This window comes from Phycisphaerales bacterium (assembly GCA_020852515.1).
Taxonomy (GTDB): domain Bacteria; phylum Planctomycetota; class Phycisphaerae; order Phycisphaerales; family UBA5793; genus UBA5793.
Map to the genome: position 1 here is coordinate 171,667 of JADZAS010000015.1, position 13,647 is coordinate 185,313.

Here is a 13,647-nt window from a genome sequence, read left to right on the forward strand (position 1 = left end):
GATGCGCTTGCAGGCAGCCGGCGACCCATGACGGCTGCCTCACATCGTACCGGAATCGCGGCGCGAAACACCTGCGCGCCATGAGCAGAACGAAAGCGACCCGCCGGGCGGCGGGTCGCGTTAAAAAGTGCATTCGGTTGTGGCACTGGTCGAAGGTCAGCGGGCCTCGAGTCCGACGTACAGGTGCCGCGGATCGGGTCGGTAGTACTCGACGGTTCGCGCGATGAACCCGGCCTTGTACGCGCTCTTGAGGCGGTTGAGCACCGCGTCGTACTGGTAGACGTACATGCCGTCGAAGCGCGAGCCCCACGCCCACGCGAGCGCCGTCTTGCGCGTCGGGTGGCAGGTCATCTCCGGACCGTTGGTGATCGTCACGCCCGGGCCGTTGTCCACCTTCGGTTCAAACGTGACGCCGCCGTCGGTGGAGAGATAGAAGTGCCGCCCGCCGGACGGGTGGCCGGCGTCCGCCTGGTCGAGATCGAGCGCCATGACCCAGACGTAATCGGAATCGACCGAAGAGATGACCGCGTTGAAGAGGTTCACGGGGCCGTTGGTTTCGGAGAGTCCCAGGCAAGGCGTCCAGTTCTGACCGCCGTCGAACGTGACCCAGCCGCCGCTGGTCGCGCCGCCGAACAGGGCGTGATCCAGGTCGTTGGGATCGAAGGCCATGCGATAGGTCAGGTTGCCCGCGGGCGGCGTCACGCCAACGGGGTTCCACGAAACGCCGCCGTCGATCGAGTCGTAGATCTGCCCGCGGTCGGAAGAAAGGCGGACGTGGCTGGGATTGAACGGATCGGCGCCGAGGCCGAGGATGCTGCCGGTCGGCGAGCGGAGCGGCGTGGCGCTGAAGTCCTGGCCATCGTAGTCGACGCGATACAGCGTGCTGCGATTCACGCCGAAGGCGTACGCCCCGCCGCCTGGCGTGGGAGCAATGTTGAGTGGCCACTGGTCGATTCCCAGCGTGGCCACGAGCGACCACGAGCAGCCTTCGTCCTTTGAGGCGATGAGGTTGCCGCCGCTTTCCATGAGCATGAAGCCCGGGATGTCGAGGTTCTTGAGCCCCATCGTCACGAAGTAGTTCGGGTATGGCGTTCCGCGCCAGGTGAGCAGGCGACTGCCGTCGAGCGCGAAGGCGAGAAATGGATTACCGCCCTCGGGGCCGCACGGAGGCAGGGCGGCCAGAGTGCCAGTGGCGCCGGCGAGCGCGATGACACCGGCGGCGACGAGGGACAGATTCTTCAATGGCATATCAGGGGTTCTCCCATCAGAAGGTTGATCGAATGGTGTTCTGGAGGCCCGCCGCAAGCGGACCGGCTCGACGGCGCCGGGCGCTGTCGAACGCTCTTCATTCGCATTTGATGGGAGATGCGCTGCAGATGTCTCGGCGGTTTCGTGGTTTTGGAAGATGTACAGGGATTCACCCTATGCCATCGCCGCGCGACGATGCAGCCGCGCGTCTCATAATGGCCGCTTCACCGGCCGCAGTGACGCGGCGTGGCCCGCCCGCGCGCGGATCAGGTGCGCCTCCAGCCAGCCGCGCGACTCATCCGGGTGCTCGTGCGAGAAGAGAATCGCCTCATGATCCAGCCCGTTGATGCGATCATTGGCGGCCCGCAAGGCATCCATCGAGTTGCGCAGACCGATTTCGACCGGCATGCGCTCCGGGTTGATGTCGATGCCGAAATACCCGGTATAGCCGTACATCTTCATCGTGTACAGCAATGCCTCGGTCTGCTCGGGTGAAAGCACACTGACGTTGAGATCCTGGTCGTAGTTGCCAAGCGGCTGGCTGTTCCAGTGACTGTGCGCGAGCCTACCTTCGCTGAGCGGCCAGCTGAACGCATACGCGAGGTCTTCAAAGCCCATGAGCACGTGGCCGACTTCGGGATTCATGCAGACGAGTTTGTGGCCATCATCGAGCAGGCGGCGATTCTCTTTCGCCTTGAGCATCAACTCAACCTGTTGGCCGAGCAGCACGCCCTCGGGCGTCGTGCCATAGAGAATCCGGCCGCGCGGCTCGTAGGGTTTGGGCTCGAACGCAATGCGCACGCCCGGCTCGGCGTCCATCGCCTCGGCCAGACCTTCGGCAAACCGATCGCGCATCGCCGCAAAGTCCACGCCGAACGGATTCTCATACCCGTCGATGCCCGGCCACACCACGGCAAAGTCCGTGTCAAGTTGACGATTCATCCGCAGCGCACCCTTGGTGCGCTCGATCGCATTGCGCCGCGGCTCTTTGAGCGGGCTCGAAAGCGAACCCCACTCGAACTGCTCATCCCAGAAGAGCAGCGGAATGACGGTCAGCAATCGAATGCCCGTGTCGCGGCTGAACGCCTTCCACAGTTCGACGTTGTCTTCGTTGATCTCGTTGGGGTAATGCGCTTCGAGCGCGCCCAGGCCGTGGTCCGCGAGCGTCGCCGCGATGTCCAGTCGCTCCTCGATGGTGCGATCCGGCTGGTACTTCGCGTGAAAGCGGCTATGTGCCGGCGAGAAAAACCAGATCCCCGCGGAGAACTTGAGATCGAGATTGAACGACTGAAGATGCCTGAGCATCGCCGCCGGGTCCCGACGAACAGCCTGCGAACGCAAATCGAGCATGGGCATGGCGCTTCCTCCTGCCGGCGGCGTCGTGCCGCAAGGGGCGCAGTATACTGGCTGCGGCTGGGCGATTCCGGCGGACGTTTCCGCCCAATCTGACACTCACGTGGAACCGCGCCGCCGCGCGCGGGCGAATGGGAGTTCGTGGCGGGGCCGAATTCTCGAGCCCCGGCCGTGGGGGTCCGCTTTTCTCTTGCGGTTTTTGCGACAATCCAGTATCATGGCCAGGAGCCGGCGGGGCGCGCTTTGCCTCGATGGCGCCTGGCAGGCAAATTCAATCGGAAAGAAGGAGTCGGTCATGGCGGCGACCCTGCAGTCTCATGCGGCCAAGCGAATCGGCAACAGCATGGCGGCGCTGGTCTTCGGTGCCGTGATCGCCGGGCCGGCCCTCGGCCAGGGCGGTCTGCCGTACACGATCGAGCCGCCCCAGGATTCCGTGGACTTCGGCCGCTCCGTCGCGAGCGGCGGCGATATTGATGGCGACGGGCTACCTGATATCTTCGTGAGCGATCCGGCGTACGCGAATCAGAACGGAGTTGTCGGCCGGTGGTTCGTCTTCAGCGGCGCGGATGGGTCGATGATCTGGAGCGTGACGGGCGAGCGGCCGTGCGAGAGCTTTCAGGAGTACAACATCGTGGGCGCGTTCATCGATGATCTCGATGGAGATGAGCGCGCCGAACTGATCGTCGGGGTGCCAACGGCCGACTCGCGCGCCGGCGTCGCGTACGTCTTGTCCGGACGCACCGGCGATCGGATCTTCGAATACGCCGGCGCGGGGCCTGAGCACAAATTCGGAAAAGACGTCACCGGCCTGAGCGATCTCAATGGCGATCGGGTTCCCGAATTCGCCATCATCACTGATGCGCAGACGCCGGGGTCGGTCGTCGTCTACAACGGCGCCACCGGCGTGCCGCTGCTGCAAAGCCCGGCCAGTCGATACCCGGCCAGTCAGGTTCGCGACGGCGGCGACCTCGATGGCGACACGATTTCGGACATCGTGGTCGGTACGCGAAAAATCCCAAGCGGCAATGCGATGGCGGGAGAGGTGTTCGCCTTTTCGGGTCGAACCGGCGAACTGCTGTGGAACAACGTTCAGGCGGACTGGGGGTTCGGATTCAACATCACTACCGGAACCGACTTCACCGGCGACAACGTTCCCGACGTGCTTTCGCGTCGGTGGCCCGACGAGAAGATCGTCGTCATCAGCGGCGCCAGCGGCCACATCGTCGCATCACATATCCCACCGAGCATCGGCAACAAGTGGGGTTCCAACATGGCCCTCGCCGACGTCAACGCCGACGGCAAACTCGACCTCGTTGGCATGCGACTGTCGGACGGGCGATTCGGCCTGGATGTCGTCAATCCGCGCACGGCCCGCATTCTCCACTGGGCGGAGGGATTGAATCCGAGTCATTGGTTCTCCTACTACTTCGGCAACGAGATGGCTGTGGCCGATGTGAACGGCGACGGTTCCGCCGACTTCGTCATCGGCTCAGTCGGAAGCGGCGTGCAGGTGTTCGGCGGCAGCCCCCTGCTGCTCAACCTGGTCAGCCGCATCACGAACTACGACCTTACTCGCGGCGAGCCCTACGGCTTCACCGTCGGCGGGGGCACGCCGGGGCGCACGATGCACCTGCTTGGCTCGATTAGCGGCAACGGGTGCACGTTCATCCCGCAACTGGGCATCTGCATCGATCTCGATCAGTGCATCTACCGACTCGGCGCGGCGGTCACCGACCCCGAGCGCGTGGCCCACTTTTCGGTGCAGGTGCCGCTCAACATTCCACTCGGCCCTGTCTGGCTCCAGACCGTGGATCCCGCCGACCCGAGTCGCGGCCCGATCACCAGCAACGTGATGCGGCTCGAAGTCGTCGACTGAAATTAACTCTTGACGGAGACAACCATGAAGAGCAGACTTCAGCGCACGGCATGGCATGATGGACTGGTGTCCAGCCTTCTTGTTCTCATTGGATCGTCCGCAACGGCAATGGCGCAGGACGGCCTGCCGTACACCATTACGCCACCCGAAGGCGCAGTCAGTTTCGGACGCGTGGTTGCCAGCGGCGGCGATGCGGACGGAGACCAACGGCCCGACATATTCGTCGGCGATCCCGGCGTAATGGAAAACGGCCTTTGGATCGGCCGCTGGGCGATGTACAGCGGCCGCGACGGATCGCTCCTCTGGTCCGCGGCGGGCAATCGGCCGCAGGCTCAGCAGGATGAACCGTACACCCGCGCCGATTTCATCGGCGACATCGACGGCGACGATCGCGATGACGTGATCATCGGCCTGCGCCAGGCGAATGAATCGCGCGGTCTCGTGCAGATCTACTCCGGCGCGACGGGAGTCCTGTTAGCCGAGTACATGGGCGCTGAACCACTCGACCAGATGGGCCGCGATGTCGCGGGCGTGGGTGACATCGATGGAGATCGCGTACCCGACTACGCCTACGTCGCTCGCGCGGAAGATGCGGGTTTTGTCATCGTGCGCAGCGGCGCCACGCGCGAGGTGATTCGACAGATCACCCCACCACCGCCATGGAAACCGCGGCGCATCGTCGATGGCGGCGATATGGACGGAGACGACGTGTCGGACCTCGTCATCGGCACGTTCATTGGAGGCTATCCGGGGGCCCCGACCTACGGCGGGCTGTTCGCCGTCTCCGGCCGCACCGGGCGATACCTCGTCAAGCAGCTCAATCCGCGCGCCGTGAGCAGTTTCGGCTGGTCGATGGCGGCCGGACGAGATCTGAGTGGCGATGGAATACCTGACATTGCCACCTGGCAGCAGTTCTACGAGATCGGCGTCGCCGTGTTTTCGGGAGCGGACGGAGAGCGTCTTGGGCTTATTCCCCTTCCCGACAACGAATACTCGCATTACTGGGGCAGCACGCTTGCGTTGGCGGATGTGAATGGAGACGGGCGAAGCGAAGTCGTTGGCATGTCTCTCGGCATCACGTATTTTGCCGTCGATGCCCTGATCCCATCGACAGCAAGGGTCATCCACTCGGGAGTCGGCGTTTGGGCAAGAGTGATCAACTTGTGGGCGGGAAACGAGATGACGGTCGCCGACGTGAATGGCGACGGGGCGGATGAGTTCATTATCGGCTCGCGCGGCGGCGGCGTGCGCGTCATCGGCGGCAGTCCGCTGCTGCTCGACTTCGCCCAGCGCGTCTTCACCTACGACATCACCCCCGGCCAGTACTACGACTTCACCGTCGGCGGCGGAAAACCGGGCCGCGTGATTCACCTGCTCGGCTCCATCACCGGCAACGGCTGCACCTTCATCCAGCAACTGGGCATCTGCATCGATCTTGATCAACGCATCTACAACCTCGGTCATGCAACGACTGATTCCGATCGCGTCGCACACTTCACCGTCGACATTCCGACCCGCATCCCCCGCGGCCCCATCTGGCTCCAGGCCGTCGATCCCGCCGACCCGACGCGCGGCCCCATCACCAGCAACGTGATGCAGCTCGAAGTAACGGACTGACCAGCACCGCTGACGGAGACAATCATGAAGTACACGCTTCGGCGCTCTGTTTCGCTTGCCGTGTTTACATACGGGGTTCTGGTTCTCATCGGATCCTCCGCATCCGCACTGGCGCAGGACGGACTGCCATACACCATTACGCCACCCGAAGGCGCAGTCAGCTTCGGGCGCGTACTTGCCAGCGGTAGCGATGCCGATGGCGATGACCTCCCCGACATCTTTGTTGGCGATCCGGGCGTCAAACGGGATGGCGAGTGGGTCGGCCGCTGGTCCATGTACAGCGGCCGCGACGGCTCGCTGCTCTGGAGCGTGCTCGGTTCGGAGCCCCATGGCGGGGTATTCGAGCCCGACGCCAGTGTGACCTTCATTGCCGATCTCGATGGCGATGGTCGCGACGATGTGCTTCTCGGCCTGCACGAAGCAAGGCAATTCGCTGGCGTCGTGCAGATTTATTCGGGGCGGACGGGTGAGTTGATTCGCCAGTACGTCGGCGAGCGTGGGGAAGACCTCGGTTACGACGTGGCGCGAATCGGCGATCTCGACGGCGATCACGTTGATGACTTCGCCTATACCGGCAAGCTCGAATCGCGTGGACTGACCTACGTGCGCAGCGGCGCCACAGCTGATCTGCTGCTTGCCATCGACCCGCCGGGCGACTGGTCGACGCGCCGATTGGCTGGAACCGGCGATCTCAATGGCGATCACGTACCCGATCTCATCCTCGCGACCTACCAGGGAGGCTTTGGCAACTTTCTCACAAGCCGGCAGTTTGCCGTCTCCGGCGCCAACGGCAAGGCGCTGTGGCAGGTCATTCAGCCTGTCGGGCTGGTCGCTGGCGCGGGGCTTGCAGCCGGGGTCGACCTCACCGGAGATGATGTGCCCGATGTGGCTTTGTGGGTGTCGAGTCGTGACACGATCATGATCCTTTCCGGCGCAACGGGTGAAACGGTCGTCTCGTATCTGGCACCTCTCCCTGGAACGGACTGGGGACGGACTTTGCTGTTCTGCGATGTGAACGCCGATGGTCGCCCGGACCTCGCCGCCGCACGATACGGCAGCAGCTTCGGCATCGATGTGGTCAACCCGCTCACCGGCCGCGTGCTGCACTCGATCGTCGGAACGGGCGGTGACCTCAACTCGGCGGATCAGATTGCGATGGCCGACGTGAACGGCGACGGAGCGGACGATCTCATCATCGGTTCGGGTGGAAATGGAGTGCCCGTCTTCGGCGGCAGCCCCCTGCTGCTCAACTTTGAGCGGCGCCGCGACAACTACGAAGTTTCCGTCGGTGAGCCCTACGACTTCACCGTCGGCGGGGGCACGCCGGGGCGCACGGTGCACCTGCTCGGCTCCATCACCGGTAACGGGTGCACGTTCGTGCCGCAACTGGGCATCTGCATCGATCTCGATCAGCGCATCTACCGCCTCGGCGCGGCCATCACCGACCCTAAGCGCGTGGCGCACTTTACGGTGCAGGTGCCGCTCAACATGCCACTCGGCCCCGTCTGGCTCCAGGCGCTGGACGTCAACGACCCCGGCCGCGGGCCCATCACGAGCAACGTGATGCAGCTGCAAGTTGTGCAGCCTTAGGAGCGCATCACATGTGCCGCGAGCTCAATTCACTCCGGTCGCGCCTCATCGTTGAGTTGCCTCACGAGGCGCAGCGCTTCTTCAACGTGCGCCGTCGGGCGGAACTGTGAATCGAAGATGTGCCGCACGACGCCGCGGCGGTCGATGATGTACGTCGTCCGGCCGGGCAGCAGGCCGAAGGTGCGCGGCACGCCGAACAGGCGGCGCACCTTGCCGCCGCGATCGCTCAACAGCGTGAAGGGCAGGTGGTGGCGCTGGGCGAAGCTCTCGTGCGACTGGCTCGTGTCGCTGCTGATGCCGATCACCGTCGCGCCGGCGTCGGCGAAGGCTTCGTGCCCGTCGCGAAACGAGCAGGCCTGCCGCGTGCAGCCCATCGAGCCGTCCCTTGGATAGAAAAAGAGCACCACGCAGCCCGAGTCGAGGTAATCGTGCAGGCGCACGGCCCGTCCCTGCGCATCGGGCAGGGTGAAGTCCGGAGCCGGATCGCCGACTTTGATGCGCGGCCGATTGGACATGATGAATTCCTTGTCATCTCGAAGCCCGGGGCGTCCAGTTTCTGACCGGAACGTGCTACCGTGAACTTGCTCGGCCGAGGCATTCAGGATAGGCTCCGGACGAGCGCGGCCTTTCGTCCGGCACCCCCTGCCGGCAACACCGCCCGGGCTGAGCTTTCGGCCCCAACCAATGCGGAACCACCACAGACCTGGCCGCGCAGAAGGAGCCATCTCATGTTTTTGCGCAGGCTGTTCCAATCGTTGTCGCATCTGATGGTGTCTGTTGTGTTGGCGGCGCTGGTCGCGCCCGCGCTGGCTCAGTCCGGCATGCCGCTGGTCATCGAGCCGCCGGGCGGGTCGGTTCAGTTCGGCGTGAGCGTGGCCACGGGCGACGCCGACGGCGACGGCTGGGCGGATCTGTTCATCGGCGACCCCGGCTTTGTCGCCGACGGCGCCACGGTCGGAAGGTGGTTCATTTATTCTGGACGCGAGCGGACCACGTTGTGGAGTCGCGCCGGCGAAGATGTGTTTGACGGGGGCACGGCCTATGCGTCAAGTCTGATGGGAGTGTTCATCGACGACATCAACGGTGACGGCGCGGATGATCTTCTGATTGGTCGCCCCGATGTGAACGGCGCCACCGGAGTGGTTGAAGTGTTCTCCGGCCGAACGGGCGATCAAATCTACCGCTTCCAAGGTGCTTCAGCCGGGGATCTGCTGGGCATCGATGCAACCGGACTGGACGACGTAGACCAGGATGACGTGCCGGACTTCGCGTACGTCGCACGCCACGCCCAGAGCGGGTCGATCGCGGTGCGCAGCGGCCGAACCGGCGAACTGATCGGCGAAGCAGCGCTGCCCTGGCCGCGCCGAATTCGAAACGCCGGTGACGTGAATGGAGACACCGTCGGCGACATCGTCGTCGGCCAGCGCGAGGCGCAGCCCACGTCATACGGTCTGACCATGCTCTCGGGCGCAACACTGGACGAACTCTGGCACTCGGATGCGCCGGGTTGGGGCAATGAAGGAGATTTCGGCTACGCGCTCGCCACTGGTGTCGATCTCACAGGTGATCTGGTGCCCGATGTGATCACGCCGTCAGACGTCCATGGCGAGTTCGTCTACGTCTGCTCGGGCGTCAACGGGCAGGCCGTAGATCAGCTACGGGTGATCCAGGGTTCGACCTCGTTTGTCATCCCCGGCACATTTGCCGACGTGGATGGCGACGGCCGTCCGGAGCTGCTCTTCGAGACCTACAGCGACTTCGAACGGACGGGGATTGATGTCCTCGATCCGATTTCGGACCGCATGATTCACTGGGTGCAGTCCAGCAGCGCGGTCTGGCCATCGTACGGCAACGAAATCGCTGCAGGCGATATCAACAACGACGGTCGCGACGACCTGGTCGTCGGTTCGCCGGCGGGCGTGACCGTGCACGGAGGCAACGACCTGCTGCTGCACCTGTCCGTTCCGAGACGACTCTATGAAGTTGCTCGCGGCTCCGTCGCCGGCCTGCAGGTGTATGTCCGCGAGACGGACCGCCGCGTCCATCTGCTCGGCTCGATCACCGGAAATGGCTGCACGTATGTCCAGCAACTGGGCATCTGCATCGACCTCAATCGCCGCATCCACCATCTTGGCGCTGCGGTCTCTAACGCGCAGGGTGTGGCGGAGTTCGCCGTCGAGATACCGCAGGAAATCCGTCCGGGACCGTTGTGGCTGCAGGCGGTGGATGTAAGCAATGCATCAGGGCCGGCTGCTTCCAACGTGGTTGAACTCGTGATCATGCCGTAACCGCCCCGCGCCTGGCACTTGCGGCCACTGCGCTCGATGGCTACGGTCAGACTGGGTGATGAGCGTGGCTGCATACATCATCGGATCGTTTGTCCACGGAGAGCGCCGTGGCCGCTGATGCCGCGCTCTCGGCGCCGGCGGAGGCGAGCGCGGTGAAGGTGTCGCGGCGGCCGGTGGTGGTGCTGGCGCTGCTCGCGGCCGGGGTGCTCATCGCCAATGTCTTCGAGATCCGCTCGCTCTGGCTTTGGCTCACGCCTGCCGCCGCCGCGGCGGGGATGGTCCTGAGCGCCTTCTGGCGCCGGCGCGAGCCGATTCTCCCCGCGCCGCTGCTGCTGGGCGCGGCCCTGATCGCGCTGAGCGCGTGCTGGGCGACGCTGCTCGAGCATCGCGCGAGCCCGTCATCCATCGCCGCGATGGTGACGGACCGCGATCATCTCTGGCACATCGAAGGGCGCATCGCCAGCCCGCCGACCGTCAAGACGCCCGGGCGGGGCTCGCTGGGTCGCTACGGCTTTCAGGAGCCCATCACGGTTTTCCGATTCGATGTGCAGCAGGCCATCCGCAGCGATGGTACGAGCCAACCCATGGGCGGCGTGGTGCTCGTGCGCGTAAGCGGGCCGGGCTATCACTGGAACATCGGCGACCGGCTGCGCCTCATCGGCATGGTGCGAGCCTTTCCCCCGGCGATGAACCCGGGTGAGACGAATCTCGCCGAAATTGCCCGGGCCCAGGGCCTGGCGGGCCTCTTCGACGTCGCCACGGAAGAGAGCGTGGTCGAACTCGGCGTGGAAAGCGAGTGGGTGTGGCGCCTGCGCCGCTGGCAGAGCGACCTGCGGCAGCGCGCCGCGGGATGGATTCGCCAGGACCTGCCCGAGACCGACGAAACCCAGCGCGATGCGCTGCTGGCGGCGCTGATGCTCGGCGAGCGCGGCCCGGGCCTCGACGGGCTCGACAAGTCGTTTACGCGCGTGGGCCTGGCGCACCTGCTGGCGATCTCGGGCATGCACCTGGCGATCCTCGTGCTGACCGGGCTCATGCTCGTGCGGCTCTTCTCCTGGCCGCCGGCGGTCGAGCGGCTGGTGATCGCGCTGCTGGTGGTGGCGTACCTTTCGATCGTGCCCGCGCGCGTTCCGGCGTGGCGCGCGGGTGTGATGTCGCTGGCGTTTCTGGGCGCGGGCGTGGCGGGCCGGCGGCTGGATCACCTCAACCTCTGGGCCATCAGCGCCATCGTCGTGCTGCTCTGGAAGCCCAGCGAGATCGCGGCGCCTGGCGCGCAGTTAAGTTTCGGCGTGGTGCTGGCGTTCATCACGCTCACGCCGCACCTGCGCCGGCATTTCTTCGGCGAAACGCGCGACACCGAACTGCTCAGCCCCGCCGATGAACTGTTGGAGCAGGGCAAGACCATCGTAACGGCCACCGTGGTCGCCTGGCTCGTGGCCACGCCGCTGGCGGCGCATCACTTCGGCGTCATCTGCCCGCTGGCGCCGCTGGCCACTTTGCCCGCCATGCTGCTCACGCACATCGCGCTGACCGCAGGCTATCTCAAGGCGCTCACGGCCGTGCTGCTGCCCAGCGTCGGCGTACTGATTGCGCCGGTGCTGGCCATCGCGACCGACGGGCTCATCGGGCTGGTTGATCGCGTCGATCGCCTGCCGCTCTCGACCATTCCCGTCCAGCCGCCGGGCGTGCTGTGGACCGTTGCGGTGACGGCGGCTCTGGTGTGCTGGATCCGCTTCCCGGCCGGGGCGTTTGCCAGCCGGTGGCGGCGCTGGGCCATGCCGTGCCTGGTGCTCGCGTTCACGGCGTGGCTGCTGCGGGCCGAGTTGCCGCAGTGGTTCAATCCGATGCGCCAGCGAGACCGAATCATCATGCTCGCGGTCGGCAACGGCTCATGTTACATCGTCGAGAGCGGCGGCGAGGCGGTGATGTTTGACGCCGGCTCGGGCAACTACCTCGGCATCGGCGACTCGACCATCATCCCCGCGGTGCGGCGGCTGGGCATCCTCGAAGTGCAGACGCTCGCGCTGAGCCACGGCGACGTCGATCATTTCGCCGCGGCGATCGAAGTCATGAGCGAACTGCACACGAGGCGGCTGCTCATCACCTCCGACATGATGAACCAGGCCGCGAGCGATCCGCTCGGCCCGATCGCGCTGGTGGTGAATGAGGCCGAGCGGCTGGGAGTGCAACTCATCATCGCCGACGCCGGCTATCAGGCCGACTTCGGCCAGTCGCACTGGACGTGGATGCACCCGCCGGCGGACGGCGTGTACCGCGCGAGCAACGAAGCCTCGATGGTCGTGCGCGTCGAATGCGGCGCGCACCGCCTGCTGCTCACCGGCGACATCCAGGGCGCGGGGCTCGTCGAACTCATGCACAGCCGCGACGCCGGCGAACTGAAGGCGACGATCATGGAACTGCCGCACCACGGCAGCTGGTCGGAGATGAGCGCCGAATTCGTCCGCATGGTCGATCCGCAGATCGTGCTGCAGAGCACGGCCGACGGCCGGCTCATCGGCGACCGCTGGGTGGATGAACTTGCCTCTCGGCAGCGCTACATCACCGCCGTGCACGGCGCGACGGTCATCGAACTGGATCGCGGCCAGCCGCCTCGCGTGCACACCCACCTTGCTCCATCGGAATCTTCCGAGCCGGGTCAGTCGCCTTCGCGGTAGTCGGCAGGGTCTTTGCCCTCTTCGACCAGGCGGACCTTGCGCAGGCGGCGCTCGTGCCGGCCGGCTTCGAACTCGGTCTCGATCCACTTGATGACGATCTTGCGCAGGTCATTGGGACCGACGAGATCGGCGGGGATGCAGAGGACGTTGCAGTCATGATGGGCGCGGCTGATTTCGGCGGCCCAAGAGTCGTAGCCCACGACGGCGCGGATGCCCTTGATCTTGTTGCAGGTGATGCAGGTGCCGATTCCGCTGCCGGTGAGCAGCACGCCGCGGTCGGCCCGGCCGGAGGCGACGGCCAGAGCCACCAGGTAAGCCTGCTCGGGGTAGTCCACGCTCGTCTGGTCGAGGTGGCCAATGTACTGCACTTCGTGGCGCAGCGAGCGCAGGATCTCGACAACCTCCAGCGCGCCCTTAACGCCTCGATGATCGGCACCGACGAATATCTTCACCGCGCCAGTTCCTTCAATCTCGCCTGCAGCAGCCGCTTGATCTCTCGCGCGGTCTGATCGTAGACCTCCTGCGTCTGGCCGATGGGATCCTGGATGTCCTGGTCGGGGTTGAGGCGCCGCAGCTTGGGCGCCGCCGCGGGATCGATTTCGAGCACCTGGTCCAGGTGCGACTGCGACATGCCGATGATGACCGACGCCCACTCGATGAGGTCGCGCGTGAGCGGCTGTGAGCGGTGGGTGGAGATGTCTACTCCGATGTGCTGCATGGCGGCAATGGCCTCGGGCGTGGCGGGGCTGCCCAGCGACGCCCACGCCCCGGCGGACTGAATCTGCCAGTGGCGATCGCCTTCGAGCAGCCCGTGCGCAAGGAGATGCCGGGCCAGACCCTCGGCCATGGGCGAGCGGCAGGTGTTGCCGGTGCAGACAAAAAGGAGGGTCCGGCCTTTCATCGACGTAGCTCCAGCGCCTGGGACTTCCCTGCGACCTTGAACGATATGGCCAGAGGCGGGGTCTTGCGCATCCTGTCTGACGAAGTGAAATGACTGTTG

At 65.2% G+C, this 13,647-nt stretch carries 10 protein-coding genes; 5 read left to right on the forward strand and 5 right to left on the reverse strand.

From position 1 onward, the window contains the following. Positions 1–156: 156 nt before the first annotated feature. Positions 157–1,248, reverse strand: a complete 1,092-nt coding sequence (locus tag IT430_10595) for a hypothetical protein (protein ID MCC6908379.1) — start codon at positions 1,246–1,248, stop codon at positions 157–159. Between the two features lie 210 nt (positions 1,249–1,458). Next, positions 1,459–2,604 (reverse strand): TIM barrel protein, encoded by a 1,146-nt coding sequence (locus IT430_10600; protein MCC6908380.1) that lies wholly within the window; start codon positions 2,602–2,604, stop codon positions 1,459–1,461. Between the two features lie 292 nt (positions 2,605–2,896). On the opposite strand from IT430_10600, the gene IT430_10605 reads away from it, so the two are divergent. Genes IT430_10605 through IT430_10615 form a run of 3 tightly spaced genes read left to right on the forward strand, consistent with a single transcriptional unit; the run spans position 2,897 to position 7,684 of the window. Then, the gene (locus IT430_10605; GenBank protein MCC6908381.1) at positions 2,897–4,477 is read left to right on the forward strand and encodes a VCBS repeat-containing protein; all 1,581 of its coding nucleotides are present in this window, start codon (positions 2,897–2,899) and stop codon (positions 4,475–4,477) included. 24 nt (positions 4,478–4,501) lie between these two features. Next, entirely contained in the window at positions 4,502–6,094 is a 1,593-nt protein-coding gene (locus IT430_10610) for a hypothetical protein (protein ID MCC6908382.1), read from the forward strand. 24 nt (positions 6,095–6,118) lie between these two features. Continuing rightward, positions 6,119–7,684: a VCBS repeat-containing protein gene (locus tag IT430_10615; GenBank protein MCC6908383.1), complete on the forward strand. Its 1,566-nt coding sequence runs from the start codon at positions 6,119–6,121 to the stop codon at positions 7,682–7,684. 29 nt (positions 7,685–7,713) lie between these two features. Here the strand turns inward: IT430_10615 and IT430_10620 are convergent, their stop codons facing one another. Further along, a complete protein-coding gene (locus IT430_10620) occupies positions 7,714–8,199 on the reverse strand; it encodes a peroxiredoxin (protein ID MCC6908384.1) in 486 nt (161 codons plus the stop codon). 213 nt (positions 8,200–8,412) lie between these two features. Between IT430_10620 and IT430_10625 the strand changes: the two genes are divergently transcribed. Continuing rightward, a complete protein-coding gene (locus tag IT430_10625; protein ID MCC6908385.1) occupies positions 8,413–9,972 on the forward strand; it encodes a VCBS repeat-containing protein in 1,560 nt (519 codons plus the stop codon). Between the two features lie 107 nt (positions 9,973–10,079). Then, entirely contained in the window at positions 10,080–12,647 is a 2,568-nt protein-coding gene (locus IT430_10630; protein ID MCC6908386.1) for a ComEC/Rec2 family competence protein, read from the forward strand. On the opposite strand, the gene IT430_10635 is transcribed toward IT430_10630, so the two are convergent. Further along, a complete protein-coding gene (locus tag IT430_10635) occupies positions 12,629–13,099 on the reverse strand; it encodes an RpiB/LacA/LacB family sugar-phosphate isomerase (GenBank protein MCC6908387.1) in 471 nt (156 codons plus the stop codon). The two genes, IT430_10630 and IT430_10635, sit on opposite strands and share 19 nt — an antisense overlap. Continuing rightward, positions 13,096–13,548 (reverse strand): low molecular weight protein arginine phosphatase, encoded by a 453-nt coding sequence (locus IT430_10640; protein MCC6908388.1) that lies wholly within the window; start codon positions 13,546–13,548, stop codon positions 13,096–13,098. The genes IT430_10635 and IT430_10640 overlap by 4 nt, the downstream gene beginning before the upstream one ends. Between the last annotated feature and the right edge of the window lie 99 nt (positions 13,549–13,647).

Coding starts and splice junctions, on each gene's coding strand:
- IT430_10615 (MCC6908383.1), top strand. CDS start 6,119: ATGAAGTACACGCTTCGGCGCTCTGTTTCGCTTGCCGTGTTTACATAC.
- IT430_10625 (MCC6908385.1), top strand. CDS start 8,413: ATGTTTTTGCGCAGGCTGTTCCAATCGTTGTCGCATCTGATGGTGTCT.
- IT430_10620 (MCC6908384.1), bottom strand. CDS start 8,199: ATGTCCAATCGGCCGCGCATCAAAGTCGGCGATCCGGCTCCGGACTTC.
- IT430_10640 (MCC6908388.1), bottom strand. CDS start 13,548: ATGAAAGGCCGGACCCTCCTTTTTGTCTGCACCGGCAACACCTGCCGC.
- IT430_10595 (MCC6908379.1), bottom strand. CDS start 1,248: ATGCCATTGAAGAATCTGTCCCTCGTCGCCGCCGGTGTCATCGCGCTC.
- IT430_10610 (MCC6908382.1), top strand. CDS start 4,502: ATGAAGAGCAGACTTCAGCGCACGGCATGGCATGATGGACTGGTGTCC.
- IT430_10600 (MCC6908380.1), bottom strand. CDS start 2,604: ATGCCCATGCTCGATTTGCGTTCGCAGGCTGTTCGTCGGGACCCGGCG.
- IT430_10605 (MCC6908381.1), top strand. CDS start 2,897: ATGGCGGCGACCCTGCAGTCTCATGCGGCCAAGCGAATCGGCAACAGC.